This is a genomic window from Ferrovibrio sp. (assembly GCF_029255545.1).
GTDB lineage: Bacteria > Pseudomonadota > Alphaproteobacteria > Ferrovibrionales > Ferrovibrionaceae > Ferrovibrio.
Genome location: NZ_JANLJJ010000039.1, coordinates 3392 through 20864 on the forward strand (window position 1 = coordinate 3392; position 17473 = coordinate 20864).

Consider the following 17473-nt stretch of genomic DNA (forward strand, 5'->3'; position numbering starts at 1 on the left):
GAGCAGCGCGGCTCGGGCCATGCCGCCGAGACGATCTTCGGCGCGCATATCTACAACATGCCGATCACCTATCGCGACGAGCCGCAGAGCTACACGCACCGGCCGCCGGGCCTGACCACGCGGCTGTTCCTGCGCATGGGCGCGGCGCCGTTCGACACCATCTGCCATCTGGTCTATCCGGCCTCGCTGCCCCAGGAGGCCTATGGCCAGGCCGCGTCGCAGACCATGCTGATCCTGTTCAATGCCCAGGCCGGGAAGGTGGCGGAAACGCCGTTGCCGATCAGCTATGGCGGCTCGCGCTTCTTCCGCGTCTCCGAGGTGTTTGCCGCCGCCGATCTGGAAAAAGCCGGCGCCGGCGCCTGGGTGCAGGTGCGCGACACCAGTTGCCGCCTGTTCGGCTTCCATGGCCTGCAGAACGGCCAGAGCAGTTTCTGCATCGATCACATGTTCGGCTTCTGACGCCTGCCGGGCAGCCGCGGCCGCCCTATATCAGGTCGCGAGTCGCTGGCAGGCTGTCATCGGGGCGTCACATCCGGCGCCGGGAAAAGCCATGTCTGCCGCGTTTCCGGGTCTTTCCCTTGGCGGCGGCGACGGCCGCTGTCATAATCGCAAAAAGCCCGATTTCAGCGTCTTACGCCCGCGTCCGGAGTCACGATCATGGCCACCACCCACCGCACCAAGGTTCTCATCCTCGGCTCCGGCCCCGCCGGCTGCACCGCGGCGATCTATGCCGCCCGCGCCTCGCTCGCGCCCATCATGGTGCATGGCCTGCAGCCGGGCGGCCAGCTCACCATCACCACCGACGTGGAAAACTATCCGGGCTTCGCCTCGGTCATCCAGGGCCCGTGGCTGATGGAGCAGATGGAGGCGCAGGCCAAACATGTCGGCACCACCATCCTCAACGACTACATCGTGTCGGTCGATCTCTCCAAACGCCCCTTCGTGGCCAAGGGCGATTCCGGCGACACCTATATCGGCGACACGCTGATCATCGCCACCGGCGCCCAGGCGCGATGGCTCGGTCTGCCCAGCGAGCAGAGCTTCCAGGGTTTCGGCGTTTCGGCCTGCGCCACCTGCGACGGTTTCTTCTATCGCGGCAAGAAGGTTGTCGTGGTCGGCGGCGGCAACACGGCGGTGGAAGAAGCGCTGTATCTGACCAACCACGCCAGCGAGGTGGTGCTGGTGCATCGCCGCGACACGCTGCGCGCCGAGAAAATCCTGCAGGAGCGCCTGTTCGCCCATCCCAAGATCACCGTGGTCTGGGACCATGTGGTGGATGAAATCCTCGGCGCCGAGGGCCAGGGCGTCACCGCCGTGCGGCTTAAAAATGCCCAGACCGGTGCGACGCAGGAGATCGCCACCGACGGCGTGTTCATCGCCATCGGCCACACGCCGAATACCGAGCTGTTCAAGGGCCAACTGCCGCTGGACGCGGAAGGCTATCTGACGACAAAGCCCGGCACGACGCAGACCACTGTGGCCGGCGTGTTCGCCTGCGGCGACGTGCAGGACAAGATTTACCGCCAGGCCGTGACGGCGGCCGGCACCGGCTGCATGGCGGCGCTGGAGGCGGAGAAATTCATCGCACACCACGCTCAACCGGCCGCTGAAGCCGCCGATTGACCGGGGCATGCGATTTTCTGGGGGGTATATGTCGGCGCTTGACTGGGACAAGCTGCGCATTTTCCACGCCGTTGCCGAAGCCGGCAGCCTGACCCATGCCGGCGAATCGCTGGGCCTGAGCCAGTCGGCCGTCAGCCGGCAGATCGGCGCGCTGGAAACGCAGCTGAATGCCACGCTGTTCCATCGCCATGCGCGCGGGCTGATCCTGACCGAGCAGGGCGAATTGCTCTATCGCACGGCGCGCGAGATTTTTGCCCGCCTGGCTGTCACCGCGGCGATGATCGCCGATGCCAAGGACAAGCCGTCGGGCGAGCTTTGCGTCACCACCACGGTGGCCTTCGGCACCGTCTGGCTGGCGCCGCGGCTGAAGGAATTCATGGACCTCTATCCCGATATCCGCATCGAGATGGTGGTGGATGACCGCGAGCTTGACCTCTCCATGCGCGAGGCCGATGTGGCGATCCGCATGTGGAAGCCCACCCAGGCCGATCTGGTCTACCGCAAGCTGCTGACCGTGCATAACCATGTCTATGCCGCGGTCGATTATGTGACGCGGCATGGCACGCCGCAGACCATCGAGGACCTCGATCGCCATCACCTGATTGTCTATGGCGAGGAAGCGCCGGCGCATTTCAACAATATCAACTGGCTGCTGCATGCCGGCGACCCGCTCACACCGCGCGAGCCGATCCTGACGGTGAACAACGTCTATGGCGTGATGCAGTCGATGGCCAGCGGTCTGGGCGTCGCGGCCTTGCCGGATTACATGGTGGAAGGCAATCCGCGCGTCGTTCGGGTGATGCCCAACATCGATGGGCCCAGCTTCGATACCTATCTGGTCTATCCGGAAGAGCTGCGCAATACCAAGCGGCTTGCCGTGTTCCGCGACTTCCTGCTGCGGAAGGTGGCGGACTGGCGTTACTGATGATCTGGCGGGTCGACAGTCTGAGTGGTATCGCGCGCCGCAACGAATTACTGGTCCGGATCCGCCGGCCATTTGACATGGCGGCACAGGCCGTGGTGGCCCTGTTCGTCGCCTTCCTGCTCGACGGCTATCTCGAACCGCTCTGGCGCATGGCTTATGTCGGCGGCACCCTGCTGGTCGTCGCACTGCAGTATTTCGCCCATCGCAGCTTCCTCACCAACCGCGAACGGCGGCAGAATGCGATAGCCTGGCGCTGGCGGCTGATCGCCAGCTATGCCCTCAACGGCGCCGTGCTGGGCGCCATGGCCGCCGCGATCACCACGCTGCCGCATGAGCCTGCCCCCTTGCTGGCGCTGATGTGCCTGGTCGGCATGATCGTCTCGGTCAGCCTGACGGTGGCGGTGCAATTCACGGCCTCGGCCACTGTCGTCCTGTTGTCCGCTCTGCCGGGCGTCATGCTGCTGCTGCTGGATTCGACGCCGAACAGCCGTCTGCTCGGCGGCGCCGGCCTCGTGCTGATCCTGCTGCTGCTCGGCTTTGCCTATCGGTTCAACCGTTATTACCGGCGCAGCAGCGAAATGGTCGAACGCCTGCGCGGCATGTTGCAGGATCGCACCCGGGTCAGCGCCGATGCCGAGGCGGCGCAGAACCGCTTGCGTTCAATTCTGGATGCGGCGCCGTTCCCCATTGTGGTCAGCCGGCGGCAGGATGGCGCTTTTCTGTACAGCAACCGCCGCGCTGCCGAGCTGTTTGGCATCGACGACAGCGGTTCTGGCGCGGCAATGCCGCGGTATGTGCTCGATCCGGCCCATCGCGACCGGATTTTCGGCCCGCATCCCGCCCGCCCGGACGAGGAGCTGCAGATCGCCACCGCCCAGGGCAAGGCGATCTGGGCCACCGTGGCTGCCGTGCCGATGCAATATGCCGAACAGGATGCCGCGTTGGTGGTGGTGAACGACATCACCGACCGCAAATCCTCGGAAGAAAAGCTGCGGGCGGCCGAACAGCATCTGAGCGACGCCCTCGACGTCGTGCCGGATGGCGTGGCCCTGTTCGATCCGGATGGCCGGCTGGTGATCTGCAACCAGGCCTATGCCGAGATTGCCGGCATGTCGATGGCGGATATTCCCGGCGCGTCCCACGACGATATCTGCCTGGCTTCCGTGCGCAGCCGTCCGGCGCCGGCCGCTGCCGGCGTGCGGACAGATTACAATGAATGGGTTGCCACCCGGCAGCGCACTTTTGCCGGCGCGCGCGGCGAGCCGCATATCTTCTACGATACCCGCGACCGGCGCTGGCTGCAGATTCGCGATTTCCGCATCACATTCGGGGGCACGGCGTCGCTGATCACCGATATCACTGCCCTGAAACGCAGCGAACGCGAATTGCGCGAGGCCAATGAAAGCCTGGCCAGTCAGGCCGAGATGCTGGCGGCACGCACCGAAACGCTGGAAGCGGCGCGCCAGACCGCGATCAAGGCGCATCAGGACGCCGAATATGCCAACCGGGCCAAATCGCAGTTCCTCGCCCATATGAGCCACGAATTGCGCACGCCGCTCAATGCCATCATAGGCTTCTCCGAGATCATGTCGCTGCAGCTGCTCGGCGCGTCCGGCGTGCCGCAGTATGATCGTTATGCGCAGGACATTCTGGCCGCCGGCCGGCACCTGCTGGCGGTGATCGATGACATCCTCGACCTGTCGAAGGTCGAGGCCGGCAAGATGAAACTGGTGGCCGAGCATGTGCCATGGGCCAAGCTGGCCCAGGACTGCCTGACGCTGCTGCGGCCCCTGGCCGCCGACCGGATGGTGATCCTGCAGGCCGAGCCGGCCCCTGATGGGGCGACGCTCTATGCCGACGAGCGGCTGGCCAAGCAGATTCTGGTCAACCTGCTGTCGAACGCCGTGAAATACACGCCGTCCGGCGGCCAGGCACAGTTCCGGCTGCTGGCCACGGGCGATGGCGGTGCCGTGGTCGAAGTGGCGGATACCGGGCTGGGCATGGCGCCGGCCGATGTCGAGAAGGCGCTTGAACCATTCGGTCGGATTGATTCCGCCCTGGTTTCGCAGATGCGTGGGACCGGCCTGGGGCTGCCGCTGGTCAAGGCCTTGACCGAATTGCATGGCGGGCGCCTCGAAATCCTGAGCGAACCGGGCCGCGGTACCATGGTAAGGCTGCATTTTCCCCCGCCCCCCAGCCTGGGTATGGCGCATAGCTGATTGGAATCCGGAGGATTTCGTCCGGTCCAGCAGGCATGCGCCAGTCGCATAGCTGATTTGACAATTCGATGGATACTCAAACGAAGCAACACGGCTTACATCTGTGCCTGTCAGATGTTGCGTCGCAGCATCTTCTCGGTTTTTGGCTCCGGCCAGAAACTCGGCCGTTGCAGCTCCCCCGCTGTTTCGGCCTTCCGCGCGTCTCGCGCGGAGCCTCCCTGTTAAGACTTAGCCGGCCTGATTTCAGGCCGGCTTTTTTTTGTGCCTAGCGCAGCAACGCCGGCAGGCTCGCCATGTCGTCGAAAACCCGGCAGCCCATCGCCGCGAAAGCCTCGTCGTCGCCGTCCGGACGATAGGCAAACACCGTCATGCCGGCACGGATTCCAGCGGTGGCGCCGGGCAGGCTGTCTTCCACCACGGCGCAGGCCTTCGGCATGTGGCCCATGCGGTCGGCAGCGAACAGGAACAGGTCGGGATGCGGCTTGCCATTCTGCACCTGCTGGGCGCTGAAGGTATGCGGACCGAAATGGCCACTCAGGCCGCACAGCTCCAAGCTTAGGGCGATCTTGTCGAGTTCGGAGGAGGAGGCGACGCATTTTGGCCGACCGATCTGCTGCAGCATATCCGGCACGCCGGCCACCGGGCGTAGATCGCTGCGCAGTCTTTGGTAGGTTTCCGCTTGCAGGTCGGTCTCGAAATCTTCGGGCAGCATCAGGCCATAGCGCTCACGCACGATGGCAAAGCAGCTTGAAAGCGCCAGGCCCGTGAGATCGGCGGCGAGGGTGGCCTCGTCGAAACGCGGATCAAGGCCAAGCTGCACCAGTTTTTCGTGAAAGACACGGTTGGCGATCGGCTCACTGTCGACCAGCGTGCCGTCCATGTCGAAAATGATCAGGTCGAAGGCCATCCGGAATGGATAGCCGAAGGTGGCTCACATGAACAGCTTCTGGCCTGCCATGTCCTTGTAAAGCTCGGCCACCTGTTCGCCATAGCCATTGTATATCAGCGTCGGCACGCGTTTGCCGGTGCCGATCACCTCTTCGGTGGCCTGGCTCCAGCGCGGATGCGCCACAGCCGGATTCACATTGGCCCAGAAGCCATACTCGTCGGCGGCCATGCCCTCCCAGAAACTTTTCGGCTTCTGGTCGGTGAAGCTGAAACGCGTGATCGACTTGACCGACTTGAAACCGTATTTCCACGGCACCGCCAGACGCAGCGGCGCCCCCATCTGCTTGGGGATCGGTTTGCCATAGACGCCGGTGGCGATATAGGCCAGATCGTTGCGCGCCTCGGCGATGCTCAGGCCCTCCACATAGGGCCAGGGATACCAGAACTGCTTCTGGCCGCTGGCTTCCTCGGGCCGTTTGAAGGTTTCCATGCGCAGGTATTTCGCGCCTGACAGCGGCTTGGCGAAATCGACCAGGGCTTTCAGCGGAAAACCGGTCCATGGCACGGCCATCGACCAGGCCTCGACGCAGCGATGGCGATACAGCCGCTCGTCGATGGGCATCTTGCGGATCAGGTCTTCCGCGTCGATGGTGATTTCCTTTTCCACCATGCCGTCGATCTTCACCTGCCAGGGTTTGATGGTCAGCGCCTGGGCCGGCCGCACGATGTTCTTGCTGGTGCCGAATTCATAAAAATTGTTGTAGCTGGTGGCGACCTTTTCCTCGGTCAACTCACGATCCAGCGTATAGGCCGGGTTGCGCTTGGCGGGATAGAGTTCGGCGGCGATGCCGCTCGCCTGTGCCCGGGCTGGCCGGATGCCGGCCGCGACAAGACCAGCCGCGCCCAGACCGGCGACAATCTGGCGGCGGTTCAGGAATACGGCCTCGGGAGTGGCGTGGTTCTCCGGCAATTCCCAACCGCGATGTCGCTTGATCAGCATGATGCGCACTCCGTTCAGTACAAGTACAGGGCCTGAAAATCCGGCCCGCGATCCGTCAGGCGTTAACCTAATGATTCACGGGCCGGTTTCTAATCAAGCTTCGGTGAAACGGGGCGAAATGTTACGGTCGGGCCGGGCGATTTCCGGCGATTACTTCTTTTCCAGCAGGCTGCGCAGCATCCAGGCGGTTTTTTCGTGGATCTGCATGCGCTGGGTCAGCAGGTCGGCGGTCGGCTCGTCGGAGGATTTCTCGACCACGGGGAACATCTCGCGCGCGGTCTTGCTCACCGCTTCGTTACCCTTCACCAGATTCTTGATCATGTCCTGCGCGGAGGGTACGCCGGTTTCCTCCTTGATCGAGGACAGCTTGGCGTACTGCGCATAGGAGCCCGGCGCATAATGGCCCAGCGCGCGGATGCGTTCGGCGATCAGGTCGACGGCCAGCGCCAGCTCGTTGTACTGGGTCTCGAACATGGTGTGCAGGGTCTGGAACATCGGGCCTTCGACATTCCAGTGGTAATTATGGGTCTTGAGGTAAAGCGTGTAGGTATCGGCCAGCAGGCGCGACAGGCCATCGGCGATTTTCTTGCGTTCCTTGTCGGGGATGCCGATATCGATAGCCACAGCCATGGGACCACTCCTTTTCCTTCAGGTTCCGCCAATAAACTTAGAACTATTATAATAAACTGCAAGGGCAAGGCGAAGGCACGCCAGCATGCCGGCCATGCGAATCCTGCAGCATTGCGGCTGAAACCATAGAAACCAACATGATGGAGGTGCGGCAATGATCTATCGCAAACGCGGGTCTTGGCCGGACTATTCGGCCGGTTCGAGTTCCACGCCCTCGCCGGTCAGCAGCTTTTCCTTGCGCTCCAGCCCCCAGCGATAGCCGCCCAGGCCGCCATCGCTGCGCAGGGCGCGATGACAGGGCACCAGCACCCCGATGATGTTGTTGGCGCAGGCCGAGCCGACGGCGCGCGAGGCTTTGGGATGGCCGAGGCTGGCGGCGATCTCGCGATAGCTGCGGGTCTCGCCGGCCGGAATCGCCTGCAGGGCGGTCCAGACCCGGATCTGGAAGGGCGTGCCGCGCAGATCCAGCCGCAAACCTTTCGGCGCCGGCCTGCCGGCCAGCATCGCGGCCAGGGCTTCAAAGGCGGCCGCGCCGGCCTTGTCGTCACGGTCGATGCGGGCGGCAGGGAACTCATCGCGCAGCTCCGCCAGCATGGTTTTTTCCTGACTGCCGAACAGCAAAGCCGCAATGCCGCGCGGGCTTTCGGCCACCAGGGTTGGCCCCATCGCGGTATGGCGGATCGCCACCGTGAGCGTCAGGCCCTCGCCGCCGCGACGATAGGCCGCCGGCGTCATGCCGAGCCAGCGGCCGGCCTTCTCATAGACCCGGCTGGCGGCGCCAAAGCCGGCGCCATAGATCGCATCCGAAACGCCGTTGCCCTGGCGCAGTTCATGCTTCAGCGCGGCGACGCGCTGGGCTTCGGCATAGGCGCGTGGGCTCAGGCCGTAAGCGGCGGCGAAGCGGCGTTGCAGATGCGTAGCGCCCATATGGGCCACGCGGGCAAGCTGGGTCAGCGTCGGCGTCGCCTCGCCGGCCGCAAGCCGCTCGTCAATCAGCTTGCGGGCCCGCTCCAGCCGGGCATCGGCGGCCGGCATCTGGTCGGGGCGACAGCGCTTGCAGGGCCGGAAACCGGCGGATTGCGCGGCTTCGGCATCGGCGAAGATGCGCACATTCTCGCGTTTGGGCGCGCGGCTGACGCAGGATGGCCGGCAGAAGATTTTCGTCGTGCTGACGCCGTAGAGGAAGCGGCCATCGGCAGCCGCGTCGTTGCCTTTGATGGCGGCGAATTCGGCATCGGTGGGCCGGAGGTCGGGCGAGAGGCGGGATGTCTGTTTCATGAGGCTGAAGGTAATCCTGCCCGGCCCGGCCTGCTATCCGGCTTTTGCGGTGCTATTGGCTGTCCGTAAGCCCCCACGCCACCGGCACCGGCACGGGGTAATCCAGCAGCATCTGGGCATAGGCCTTGCCCTGGGGATCGTTGCGCAAGCTGGCGATGCCGCCACCGCCCAGCGCGTGGCGCAGCAGGAAATTCAGGCCATGGATGCCGGGCCATTCGAAGCGCTCGACCGGACCTTCGACCAGATGGCTGAAATAACGCTGCACGGCCTCCTCGGTCAGCGCCGCGCGGATCGCCGGCAGGTATTCCGGCCTGCGGGCAATGATGCCGATATTGCTGTCGTCGCCTTTGTCGCCCGAGCGCGCCCAGGCCAGCCGCATCAGCGGCACGGCGCGACGCGGGCTGTCATCCAGCGGCCGCAGGTCGGGCTGCCCGGCCGGTTCGCCGGCAGTGTCGCCGCTGATCAGGGGCAGATCGAAGGGTTCGGCCATACCGGCCATGTCGAGCGCGATGGGCAGGGCGGCCTTGGCGATGAAGCAGGAAAACAGCTTCACCACTGGCTGCGGCGTTGGCCGTCCGCCGAAGAAGCCGGTGGTACCGGGCGAGAAGGATGTGCCGGCCGGCGCGATCTCGCGGGCGAAGATGTCGAGGGCGGTTTTCTCCGCATGGCTGACGCTGAGTTTCAGCACCACCTCGCGGCTCGCCAGGGCGCCGGGCTGGGCATGTGGGCCATACATCGCCTCCGTTCCCAGCACCTCTACCGAAGTGGCGCGGTAGTCGCCAAGATTGAGCATGGCGAACAGCCGGCGTGTGCGCCTGAGGATCGCTTCCGCCGTGCGCTCGGCCTTTTCGCGCGCCTCGATGCCGCCGATGGTGAGATGCGCCACGGCGCGGAAGCCGTCGAGATAGGTGGCCGAGACTTTGTAGCGATCCGTCGGCGGCCGGCCTTTCGCGCCGGAAACCCGCACGCGGTTCTCGCCAACCTGCACGATTTTTACGGCGGTGAAATCGCAGGTCACGTCGGGCAGGTGATAGCTGGCCGGATCGCCGATCTCGTAGACCAGTTGCTCGGAGACCGTGCCGGTGCTGACCAGGCCGCCGGTGGCTTTGGGCTTGGTGACGACGAAGCTGCCGTCGGCGCTCACCTCGGCGATGGGATAGCCGATATTGTCCCAGTCCGGCACGTCGCGCCAATCGGTGAACAGGCCGCCCGACGCCTGGGCGCCGCATTCGATGATATGGCCAGCCAGGCTGCCGGCGGCGAGGCGATCGAAATCCCGCAGGTCCCAGCCGAATTCATGCAGCAAGGGCCCAAGGCAGAGTGCGGAATCGACGCAGCGGCCGGTCACCACGATGTCGGCGCCGGCTTTCAGCGCCGCGGCGATCGGCACCGCGCCTAGATAGGCATTGGCCGACATGAAGCGCTCCGGCACGGTGGCGCCATGCTGCATCGGCTCCAGTTTCGGTTTCAGCGCGTCGATCTTTGGCAGCAGGTCGTCGCCCAGCACCACGCCCACCTTCAGCGACAGGCCGGCCTCGGCAATCAACGCGCGGATCGCGGCGGCGCAGGCGGCCGGGTTCACGCCGCCGGCATTGGCCACCACCTTCACCTTGCGCCGCGCCAGTTCGGGCAGCAGGCGTTTCATCGTCACCGCGACAAAGTCGGTGGCGTAACCCTGCGCCGGGTCTTTCGCGCGCATGCGGGCCATGATCGACATGGTGATCTCGGCCAGGTAGTCGAAGATCAGGTAATCGACCTCGCCCTGCATCAGCAGCTGCGGCGCGGCCACCATGGAATCGCCCCAGAAGGCCGAGGCGCCGCCGATGCGGATGGTTTTTTCGCTGCTGCCGCTCATGGTTCCGTTTCCTCTAAGGCGCGTTTTTATGCCACCATACCGGCCGGCGGGCAGCGCGTCATGTCCCCGTATGCGCCTGCCGTCGCGTCAATTGTCGCTTAATCACGCATGCTGAACGCCTCATCAAGCGACTGGTCGCTGTTTCCGCTGCGTGCCGCCCGGCGCGCCTGGCGCGGCGTGGTCGACTCGCTGCTGCCGCCGCAATGCATGCTCTGCACCGCCACGGTGGACGAACCCGGCCGGCTCTGTCCCGATTGCTGGCCAGATGTGGGCTTCATCGCCGAACCCTGCTGCCCGGTCTGCGGCACGCCTTATGCCGTGCCGGTGCCGTCTGGCCTGGTTTGCGGCACCTGCCTGAAGGAAGCGCCGCCATTCGATCGGGCCCGGGCGGTCTTTACCTATGCCGGCGGCGGCCGCGACCTGGTGTTGCGGTTCAAACGCGCCGACCGCACCGATCTGGTGCCGGGGCTGGCGGCCATGATGTTCACCGCCGGGGCCGCGCTGGTAATGGATTGCGACGCCATCGTGCCGGTGCCGCTGCATCGCTGGCGGCTGTGGCGGCGGCGCTTCAACCAGTCGGCCCTGCTGGCGCGCGAACTGGGGCGGCTGGGCGGCAAGCCGGTCTGGCTCGACCTGCTGGAGCGGCCAAAGCCGACCCGCAGCCTGGGGCGGCTGGGCCGGGTCGAACGCCGCCGTGTGCTGGCCGGCGCGATCCGGGTCTCTGAACGATGGCAGGGGGACGTGGCAGGCAAACGCCTGCTGCTGGTGGATGACGTGCTGACCACCGGGGCCACGGTGGGGGCCTGCAGCCGGGCGCTGCGACGGAATGGCGCGGCGGCGGTGACGGTGCTCACGCTGGCCCGGGTTGTTCGGGCCGAGCAGGGCGCCATATAATATCCTTGAAAAGCGAGGGGCTTTTCTGCCGAGGACCTCATGGCCCAGATCGAAATCTATACCACTTTCATGTGCCCTTACTGCGCGCGCGCCAAGGCGCTGCTGGAGAAGAAGGGGCAGAGCTATAACGAGATCGATGTCTCCTACGACGCCGCCAGGCGTGACGAGATGACAAGCAAGGCCGGCGGCCGCCGCACCGTGCCGCAGATATGGATCAACGGCACCCATGTCGGCGGCTGCGACGATCTCTACGCGCTGGAGCGCGAGGGCAAACTCGATCCGCTGCTGGCGGCGGCGTAAGGAGCCACGGCATGGCGCAGCGATTCAGGGTCGGCCTGGTTCAGCCCAATATCTGGGACGACATGGGCACGAATATCGCCCATGTCTCTGCCCTGGTGCGCAAGGCCAGGGAAGCCGGCGCCGATCTGATCGCCACGCCGGAGAATTCCGGTTTCATGGGCGCCAATGCGGCGGCCAGCGTGGCGGCCGGCCGGCCCGAGGACAGCCATCCGGCCTTGCAGGCTTTCCGCGCGCTGTCGAAAGAGCTGAACACCTGGCTGCTGGTCGGCTCGCTGGCGATCAAGCCAGAAGGCGCCAACCGGAACTTCAACCGCTCGTATCTGCTGGCGCCCGATGGCGGCATCGCCGCGCGTTACGACAAGATCCACCTCTTTGACGTGGATCTGCCCTCGGGCGAAACCTACCGCGAGTCCAACTCGATCGCCCCGGGCAGTGAAGGCGTGCTGGCGCCGCTGCCCTTTGCCACGCTGGGTATGTCGATCTGCTACGATCTGCGTTTCCCCGGCCTCTATCGTGGCCTGGCCCAGGCCGGCGCCGACATCATCTCGATCCCCGCCGCCTTCACCCGCACCACCGGGCAGGCGCATTGGCATGTTCTGCTGCGTGCGCGCGCCATCGAGACCGGCGCTTTCGTGATCGCGCCGGCCATGTGGGGCGACCATCCGGGCAACCGGCAGACCTATGGCCATTCGCTGGTGATCGATCCCTGGGGCCGCGTGCTGGCCGATGCCGGCGATGGCGTGGGCGTGGTAACGGCCGAGATCGATCTGGCGCAGGTGGCCAAGGCGCGGGGGCAAATCCCCGCCTGGCGCCACGACCCGGCTTACAGCCTGCCGGCCCGCGCCGCCGAATAGCCGTTCGTTTCGCTGAATTGCGGCAGGGCGATCCCCGTTGCCTTGGTGAAGGGTGCCCATAAGGCGGGCGTCAGTGCCAGCACCGGCTCGGCACGCTGCAGGCCGCCCAGCCCTTCGTAATCGCAGGTGAGCCCGCCGGCCTCGCGCACCAGCAGCAGGCCAGCCAGGGCGTCCCAGGCTTTCATGCGATGTTCATAGAATCCGTCGGTGGCGCCTTCGGCTGCCAGCGCCAGCAGCAGCAGGCCGCTGCCCAGCCGGCGATACTGGCAATGGGCGCTTAAGAGTTGTTCCACCAGCGTGGCATGCGGGCCGGCTACCTCGCCATGACCATAGCCGATGCCGATGCAGGCGTGGTCAAACTGCCGCGTGTCGCTGACGCTGATCGGCTTGCCATTGCAGAAGGCGCCGTGACCACGGCGCGCGGTATACAGCCGGTCGGCCATTGCATCATAGATCAGGCCCAGCTCCACCGTGTCTTTCACCACCAGCGCGATCGCCGTGCACCAGTAGGGCAGGCCACGCACGAAATTCGCCGTGCCGTCGATCGGATCAATCACCCACAAGGCATCGGTCTCGCCGCCGCGCCGGCCGCGTTCTTCGCCCAGGATGCCGTCATGGGGGAAAGCGGCCAGCAGGCGCGAGGTGATCAGGTCCTCGGTTTCGGAATCCGCCTGGCTGACGAAATCCTGCACGCCTTTCAGCTTTACGACGAGGTCGCCGCGATTGTCGTAAAAGCCACGCGCCAGCCTGCCGCCTTCGCGGATCGCCTGGGCGGCGTGGGTCAGTCTGTGTTCGAGATCGATCATGGCCGTACCTGTGCTGCGATGCTGCCGGGACGGACGGTGCGGGCCGATGGTAACGCGATCTCCACCACGAACCCAACAGCAATTTTGCGATATTTAGGCTTGCATCGTTTTCCAGGTCTCGCGTGGCAGGGCGAACCAGCTCACCACCCGCTCCCAGAGCGGCGCCTCGCCATCATAGCGAAAGCCCAGTTTGCCCAGCACGCGTTGCGACGCCTTGTTGTCCGGCGCGGTCAGCGCAATCAGTGTATCCAGCCCGCCTGCCCCGAAGGCATAGCCCAGGGCGGCCTGGCCGGCTTCGGTGGCCAGGCCGCGGCCCCACACGGTCTTGTTGAACAGGTAGAGCAATTCGGCCTGCTCGGCCTCGGGGATCCAGCGCAGGCCGCACTGGCCCAGCAGGCGCCTGCTGGCGCGGTCTTCCACCGCCCAGACGCCGTAGCCGCGCCGCTCCCAGTGGTCGTTGAAATTGTGGATGTTGCTTTTTGCGCGCTCGGCGGCCTCCGCGCGCGGCAGGCCGCGGCCGGGCAGCATGTGGCGCATCACCGTGTCGTCGGCATAGAAGCGCGCCAGGGTTTCCCAGTCGCCGCCGGCGAAGCGCCGCAGCACCAGACGCTCGGTTTCGATCCTCTGGCCGCTCATCGTTTGATGGCGCAGATGCGTTGGCGCATGGCGGGTTTGGGGGCGCTGTCCTCGCCCTGCTCGAAGGCCAGGATATCGAAGGCATCGCGACAGCGTTCGAACAACTCGTTTTCGGTCAGCAGGAAATCCGGACTGGCAGGTTTGCCGAACCGCTCATTGCCGCGCATGAAGGTCTCATACAGCAGCAGGCCCCCGGGCTGCAAAGCGCCAATGATCTGCGGAAACAGCGGCCGCCAGAGATAGTTCGTCACCACGATGGCGGCGAAGCGGCGGCCGTCCAGTGGCCAGGGGGCGTTCTCGATATCAGCCTGCAGCAGTTCAGCACCGGCCATGCCCCGCAGATCCTCAACGCCGCTCAGGTCGCGGTCGAGGAACAGCACGAGAGAGCCTTTGGTCAGGAACAACTGGCCATGGCGGCCGCTGCCGCAGGCCAAATCCAGCACGACACCGGCATCGGCTGCAACCAGAGGTGAGAACCGTTGAATCCAGGGCGAGGGTGGCGAACGGTCAGGCGCGGGCTGTCCCATCCGTTACCCCCTTGTTGCGCCATTGTGACGGCACCATGTATAAACCATTGCCTCTTATGAAGGACTTGAGCCGAAGCCGAATCGACCAGACGCCCATGATCAAGTACGAACTCAAATGCCGCAAGGACCACGTCTTCGAGGCGTGGTTTTATGACAGCGCCACCTACGACAAGCAGGCGGCGGGCGGCAAGGTCGTGTGCCCGGTCTGCAATTCGCGCAAGATCACCAAGGCGCCGATGGCGCCACGCATCGCCCGCTCGAAATCCGAACGCGCCGCAGACGAGGCCAAGCAGGTGGCCATGGCCATGAAGGCGTTGGGCGAACTGCGCGATCATGTCGAGAAGAATGCGGATTACGTTGGCGACCAGTTCGCCGAGGAAGCCCGCAAGATCCATTACGGCGAAACCGACAAGCGCAACATCTACGGCGAGGCCAGCAAGGAAGAGGCCAAGGAGCTGGTCGAGGAGGGGATTGACGTCGCCATGATCCCCTGGCTGCCCAGAGGGGATGCCTGACAGGAGGATGCCTGACGCCGTTCAGGCGTCTTTCACCGCCACCATCATGTAATTCACGTCGGTGTCGCGGCTGATCGACCAGCGGTCGGCCAGCGGGTCGTAGCTCACGCCGGTCACGTCCTGCATGGTCAGGCCGGCATGGCGCAGCCCGGCGGCCAGTTCATGCGGCTGGACGAATTTTTTCCAGTCATGGGTGCCGCGCGGCAGCCAGCCGAGGATGTATTCGGCGCCCACGATGGCCAGCGCATAGGCCTTCAGCGTGCGGTTCAGCGTGGCGGCGATCAGCAGGCCGCCCGGCTTCACCATCTGGCCGCAGCAGCTGAGGAAGCCCTCCAGGTCGGCCACATGCTCCACCACTTCGAGCGTCAGCACCACGTCGAAGCGTTCGCCGGCCGCCGCCAGGGCCTCGGCGCTGGTGCAGCGGTAGTCGATCTCCAGCCCGGATTCGGCGGCATGGGCCCGGGCCACGCCGATGTTGCGCTCCGCCGCATCAGCCCCGACCACGCTGGCGCCCAGCCGGGCCATCGGCTCGGCCACAAGGCCCCCGCCGCAGCCGATATCCAGCAGCCGCAGGCCGGAAAGCGGAGCCTCGACAGTGACGTCGCGGCCGAAATGGCCGGCAATCCGGTCGCGGATGAAACCGAGTCGCACCGGATTGAATTTGTGCAGGGGACGAAACTTGCCCTGCGGGTCCCACCATTCCGCCGCCATGGCGGAGAATCGCTCGATTTCGGCGGGGTCGACGCTGGCGGCGGTCTGGGTCATGACATCCCGGCAAAGGCTTGGGCGGAAACGGGTATTTTTCCCCCCGGTCGGCTTGCCTTGGGGAGGGCCCCAAGAGTATTAAGTACCCGCCTTTAAACCGGCAAGTTCCGCCGGCCAATTATCGACAACGGATCGGGAAACGGGATCGAGCGGCATGGCGCGCTTGGTGATGAAATTCGGCGGCACGTCGGTCGGCTCGGTCGACCGGATCAAGAATGTCGCGGCTAAGGTGAAGCGCGAAGTCGAGGCGGGCAACCAGGTTGCCGTGGTCGTCTCGGCCATGTCGGGCGAGACCAACCGCTTGGTCGACCTGTGCAAGCAGATCGACCCGGTGCACGACCAGCGCGAATACGACACCGTGGTCGCCGCTGGCGAGCAGGTCACCACCGGCCTGGTCTCGATCGCCCTGCAGGCCGCGGGCGTGAAGGCGCGTTCGTGGCAGGGCTGGCAGGTGCCGATCCGCACCAACGACATGCATGGCAGGGCCCGCATCGAGGAGATCGACGGTTCGGCGATGCTGAAAGACATGGCAGCCGGCGTGGTGCCGGTGGTGGCAGGCTTCCAGGGCGTCGGCCCGAACCAGCGCATCGCCACCCTGGGGCGTGGCGGCTCGGATACTTCGGCGGTGGCTTTGGCCGCAGCCCTGAAGGCCGATCGCTGCGACATCTATACCGACGTGGATGGGGTCTACACCGCCGATCCGCGCATCGTGAAAAAAGCCCGCAAGCTGGATAAGATCACCTACGAGGAGATGCTCGAGCTGGCCTCCCTCGGCGCCAAGGTGCTGCAGACCCGCTCGGTGGAAATGGCGATGAACCACCGGGTGCGGACCCAGGTTCTGTCGAGCTTTGCCGACCTTCCCGGTACGCTCGTAGTCGATGAGGATGAGATCGTGGAAAAGCAGATTGTTTCCGGCGTCACCTATTCGGCCGATGAGGCGAAAGTCACCCTGATCGGCGTGGCCGATCGGCCGGGCATCGCGGCCAACATTTTCGGCCCGCTGTCGGATGCCGGCATCAATGTCGACATGATCGTCCAGAACATCTCCGAGGACGGCAAGAAGACCGACCTGACCTTCACCATGGGCCGCGGCGATCTCGACCGCGCCGTGCAACTGCTGGAAAAGCAGAAGAGCAGCCTGGGCTGGGCCAAGCTGGTGCCGGACAAGAACGTGATCAAGGTCTCGGTCGTCGGCGTCGGCATGCGCAGCCATGCTGGCGTGGCGCATATCATGTTCAAGGCGCTGGCCGAGAAGAACATCAATATCCTCGCCATCACCACCTCCGAGATCAAGGTCAGCGTGCTGATCAGCGCCGATTACACCGAACTTGCGGTGCGCGCCCTGCACACGGCTTTTGGGCTCGATGCCGAATGAAGGCGGGCCGAATGAAGACGGAGGGCCGATGCGGGGAGGGCACGCCAGACCAGCCGCTCCGGTAATCGCCAGCGGAGAGCGGCCATGATGCCGGGCCGGGCACCACCGCCCGGGCCGCGCGGCCTGCTGCGCCGTCTCCGCGAGGTGATGGCCGAGGCCGGCACGGTCGACGAGCGCCTGGGCCGCGTCGTGCGCAACATTGCCGCCAACATGGTAGCGGAAGTCTGCTCGGTCTATCTGCTGCGCAATGACGAGCTCGAACTCTACGCCACCGAGGGTCTGAATCCCGAGGCCGTGCACAAGACCCGGCTGAAGGTGGGTGAAGGCCTGGTCGGCGACATCGCCGCCAATGCAAGGCCGCTGATGCTGGCCGATGCGCAGAC

The 17473-nt window shown here is 65.2% G+C and carries 18 protein-coding genes and 1 pseudogene; 10 read left to right on the forward strand and 9 right to left on the reverse strand.

Annotation, left to right across the window (positions count from 1 at the left end):
• From Q1J79_RS07645 to Q1J79_RS07660, 4 genes and pseudogenes are all read left to right on the forward strand, one after another.
• Positions 1-459 (forward strand): annotated as a pseudogene (locus Q1J79_RS07645) (hypothetical protein); the annotation flags it as partial.
• A gap of 198 nt (positions 460-657) precedes the next feature.
• Positions 658-1623, forward strand: a complete 966-nt coding sequence (gene trxB, locus Q1J79_RS07650; RefSeq protein WP_300298834.1) for a thioredoxin-disulfide reductase — start codon at positions 658-660, stop codon at positions 1621-1623.
• 28 nt (positions 1624-1651) lie between these two features.
• Positions 1652-2548, forward strand: coding sequence for a LysR family transcriptional regulator (locus tag Q1J79_RS07655; RefSeq protein WP_300298837.1), 897 nt, complete (start codon positions 1652-1654; stop codon positions 2546-2548).
• The gene (locus Q1J79_RS07660) at positions 2548-4767 is read left to right on the forward strand and encodes an ATP-binding protein (RefSeq protein ID WP_300298839.1); all 2220 of its coding nucleotides are present in this window, start codon (positions 2548-2550) and stop codon (positions 4765-4767) included. The genes Q1J79_RS07655 and Q1J79_RS07660 overlap by 1 nt, the downstream gene beginning before the upstream one ends.
• A 265-nt stretch (positions 4768-5032) precedes the next feature.
• On the opposite strand, the gene Q1J79_RS07665 is transcribed toward Q1J79_RS07660, so the two are convergent.
• The 5 genes from Q1J79_RS07665 to Q1J79_RS07685 form a co-directional block, all read right to left on the reverse strand.
• Positions 5033-5674 carry an HAD family hydrolase gene (locus Q1J79_RS07665; protein WP_300298842.1) on the reverse strand — a complete coding sequence of 214 codons (642 nt, stop codon included), beginning with the start codon at positions 5672-5674 and terminating at the stop codon, positions 5033-5035.
• A 24-nt stretch (positions 5675-5698) separates the two neighbouring features.
• Positions 5699-6655: a protein-methionine-sulfoxide reductase catalytic subunit MsrP gene (msrP, locus tag Q1J79_RS07670; RefSeq protein ID WP_300298845.1), complete on the reverse strand. Its 957-nt coding sequence runs from the start codon at positions 6653-6655 to the stop codon at positions 5699-5701.
• Between the two features lie 150 nt (positions 6656-6805).
• On the reverse strand, positions 6806-7285 hold the full coding sequence (locus Q1J79_RS07675) for a Dps family protein (RefSeq protein ID WP_300298848.1): 480 nt from the start codon (positions 7283-7285) through the stop codon (positions 6806-6808).
• 186 nt (positions 7286-7471) lie between these two features.
• Complete coding sequence (gene ada / locus Q1J79_RS07680; RefSeq protein ID WP_300298851.1) at positions 7472-8563, reverse strand: bifunctional DNA-binding transcriptional regulator/O6-methylguanine-DNA methyltransferase Ada; 1092 nt, start codon at positions 8561-8563, stop codon at positions 7472-7474.
• 52 nt (positions 8564-8615) lie between these two features.
• Positions 8616-10418: an acyclic terpene utilization AtuA family protein gene (locus Q1J79_RS07685; RefSeq protein WP_300298853.1), complete on the reverse strand. Its 1803-nt coding sequence runs from the start codon at positions 10416-10418 to the stop codon at positions 8616-8618.
• Positions 10419-10526: 108 nt separating this feature from the next.
• On the opposite strand from Q1J79_RS07685, the gene Q1J79_RS07690 reads away from it, so the two are divergent.
• The 3 genes from Q1J79_RS07690 to Q1J79_RS07700 are packed head-to-tail and all read left to right on the forward strand — an operon-like array spanning position 10527 to position 12466.
• The gene (locus Q1J79_RS07690) at positions 10527-11312 is read left to right on the forward strand and encodes a ComF family protein (RefSeq protein WP_300298856.1); all 786 of its coding nucleotides are present in this window, start codon (positions 10527-10529) and stop codon (positions 11310-11312) included.
• Positions 11313-11351: 39 nt separating this feature from the next.
• Positions 11352-11612: a glutaredoxin 3 gene (gene grxC / locus Q1J79_RS07695; protein WP_300298859.1), complete on the forward strand. Its 261-nt coding sequence runs from the start codon at positions 11352-11354 to the stop codon at positions 11610-11612.
• Positions 11613-11623: 11 nt separating this feature from the next.
• Positions 11624-12466, forward strand: coding sequence for a carbon-nitrogen hydrolase family protein (locus tag Q1J79_RS07700; protein ID WP_300298862.1), 843 nt, complete (start codon positions 11624-11626; stop codon positions 12464-12466).
• Here Q1J79_RS07700 and Q1J79_RS07705 read toward each other — a convergent pair.
• The 3 genes from Q1J79_RS07705 to Q1J79_RS07715 form a co-directional block, all read right to left on the reverse strand.
• The gene (locus tag Q1J79_RS07705; protein WP_300298865.1) at positions 12436-13272 is read right to left on the reverse strand and encodes an inositol monophosphatase family protein; all 837 of its coding nucleotides are present in this window, start codon (positions 13270-13272) and stop codon (positions 12436-12438) included. The two genes, Q1J79_RS07700 and Q1J79_RS07705, sit on opposite strands and share 31 nt — an antisense overlap.
• A 93-nt stretch (positions 13273-13365) precedes the next feature.
• Positions 13366-13908 (reverse strand): GNAT family N-acetyltransferase, encoded by a 543-nt coding sequence (locus Q1J79_RS07710; RefSeq protein ID WP_300298868.1) that lies wholly within the window; start codon positions 13906-13908, stop codon positions 13366-13368.
• Complete coding sequence (locus Q1J79_RS07715) at positions 13905-14435, reverse strand: bifunctional 2-polyprenyl-6-hydroxyphenol methylase/3-demethylubiquinol 3-O-methyltransferase UbiG (RefSeq protein ID WP_300298872.1); 531 nt, start codon at positions 14433-14435, stop codon at positions 13905-13907. Before Q1J79_RS07715 ends, Q1J79_RS07710 begins: the two co-directional genes overlap by 4 nt.
• A 95-nt stretch (positions 14436-14530) precedes the next feature.
• Between Q1J79_RS07715 and Q1J79_RS07720 the strand changes: the two genes are divergently transcribed.
• The gene (locus Q1J79_RS07720) at positions 14531-14950 is read left to right on the forward strand and encodes a DUF1178 family protein (RefSeq protein WP_300298876.1); all 420 of its coding nucleotides are present in this window, start codon (positions 14531-14533) and stop codon (positions 14948-14950) included.
• 21 nt (positions 14951-14971) lie between these two features.
• Here Q1J79_RS07720 and ubiG read toward each other — a convergent pair whose 3' ends face one another.
• On the reverse strand, positions 14972-15715 hold the full coding sequence (gene ubiG, locus Q1J79_RS07725; RefSeq protein WP_300298879.1) for a bifunctional 2-polyprenyl-6-hydroxyphenol methylase/3-demethylubiquinol 3-O-methyltransferase UbiG: 744 nt from the start codon (positions 15713-15715) through the stop codon (positions 14972-14974).
• A gap of 154 nt (positions 15716-15869) precedes the next feature.
• Here ubiG and Q1J79_RS07730 point away from each other — a divergent pair, with 154 nt between their 5' ends.
• Positions 15870-17090, forward strand: coding sequence for an aspartate kinase (locus Q1J79_RS07730; RefSeq protein ID WP_300298882.1), 1221 nt, complete (start codon positions 15870-15872; stop codon positions 17088-17090).
• 84 nt (positions 17091-17174) lie between these two features.
• Positions 17175-17473: GAF domain-containing protein (locus Q1J79_RS07735; RefSeq protein WP_367182968.1), on the forward strand; the 299-nt coding region annotated here is incomplete at its 3' end.

What these genes read in the sequence shown, in the direction of transcription:
- trxB (WP_300298834.1), top strand. Translation starts at nt 658, where the DNA reads ATGGCCACCACCCACCGCACCAAGGTTCTCATCCTCGGCTCCGGCCCC.
- Q1J79_RS07655 (WP_300298837.1), top strand. Translation starts at nt 1,652, where the DNA reads ATGTCGGCGCTTGACTGGGACAAGCTGCGCATTTTCCACGCCGTTGCC.
- Q1J79_RS07660 (WP_300298839.1), top strand. Translation starts at nt 2,548, where the DNA reads ATGATCTGGCGGGTCGACAGTCTGAGTGGTATCGCGCGCCGCAACGAA.
- Q1J79_RS07665 (WP_300298842.1), bottom strand. Translation starts at nt 5,674, where the DNA reads ATGGCCTTCGACCTGATCATTTTCGACATGGACGGCACGCTGGTCGAC.
- msrP (WP_300298845.1), bottom strand. Translation starts at nt 6,655, where the DNA reads ATGCTGATCAAGCGACATCGCGGTTGGGAATTGCCGGAGAACCACGCC.
- Q1J79_RS07675 (WP_300298848.1), bottom strand. Translation starts at nt 7,285, where the DNA reads ATGGCTGTGGCTATCGATATCGGCATCCCCGACAAGGAACGCAAGAAA.
- ada (WP_300298851.1), bottom strand. Translation starts at nt 8,563, where the DNA reads ATGAAACAGACATCCCGCCTCTCGCCCGACCTCCGGCCCACCGATGCC.
- Q1J79_RS07685 (WP_300298853.1), bottom strand. Translation starts at nt 10,418, where the DNA reads ATGAGCGGCAGCAGCGAAAAAACCATCCGCATCGGCGGCGCCTCGGCC.
- Q1J79_RS07690 (WP_300298856.1), top strand. Translation starts at nt 10,527, where the DNA reads ATGCTGAACGCCTCATCAAGCGACTGGTCGCTGTTTCCGCTGCGTGCC.
- grxC (WP_300298859.1), top strand. Translation starts at nt 11,352, where the DNA reads ATGGCCCAGATCGAAATCTATACCACTTTCATGTGCCCTTACTGCGCG.
- Q1J79_RS07700 (WP_300298862.1), top strand. Translation starts at nt 11,624, where the DNA reads ATGGCGCAGCGATTCAGGGTCGGCCTGGTTCAGCCCAATATCTGGGAC.
- Q1J79_RS07705 (WP_300298865.1), bottom strand. Translation starts at nt 13,272, where the DNA reads ATGATCGATCTCGAACACAGACTGACCCACGCCGCCCAGGCGATCCGC.
- Q1J79_RS07710 (WP_300298868.1), bottom strand. Translation starts at nt 13,908, where the DNA reads ATGAGCGGCCAGAGGATCGAAACCGAGCGTCTGGTGCTGCGGCGCTTC.
- Q1J79_RS07715 (WP_300298872.1), bottom strand. Translation starts at nt 14,435, where the DNA reads ATGGGACAGCCCGCGCCTGACCGTTCGCCACCCTCGCCCTGGATTCAA.
- Q1J79_RS07720 (WP_300298876.1), top strand. Translation starts at nt 14,531, where the DNA reads ATGATCAAGTACGAACTCAAATGCCGCAAGGACCACGTCTTCGAGGCG.
- ubiG (WP_300298879.1), bottom strand. Translation starts at nt 15,715, where the DNA reads ATGACCCAGACCGCCGCCAGCGTCGACCCCGCCGAAATCGAGCGATTC.
- Q1J79_RS07730 (WP_300298882.1), top strand. Translation starts at nt 15,870, where the DNA reads ATGGCGCGCTTGGTGATGAAATTCGGCGGCACGTCGGTCGGCTCGGTC.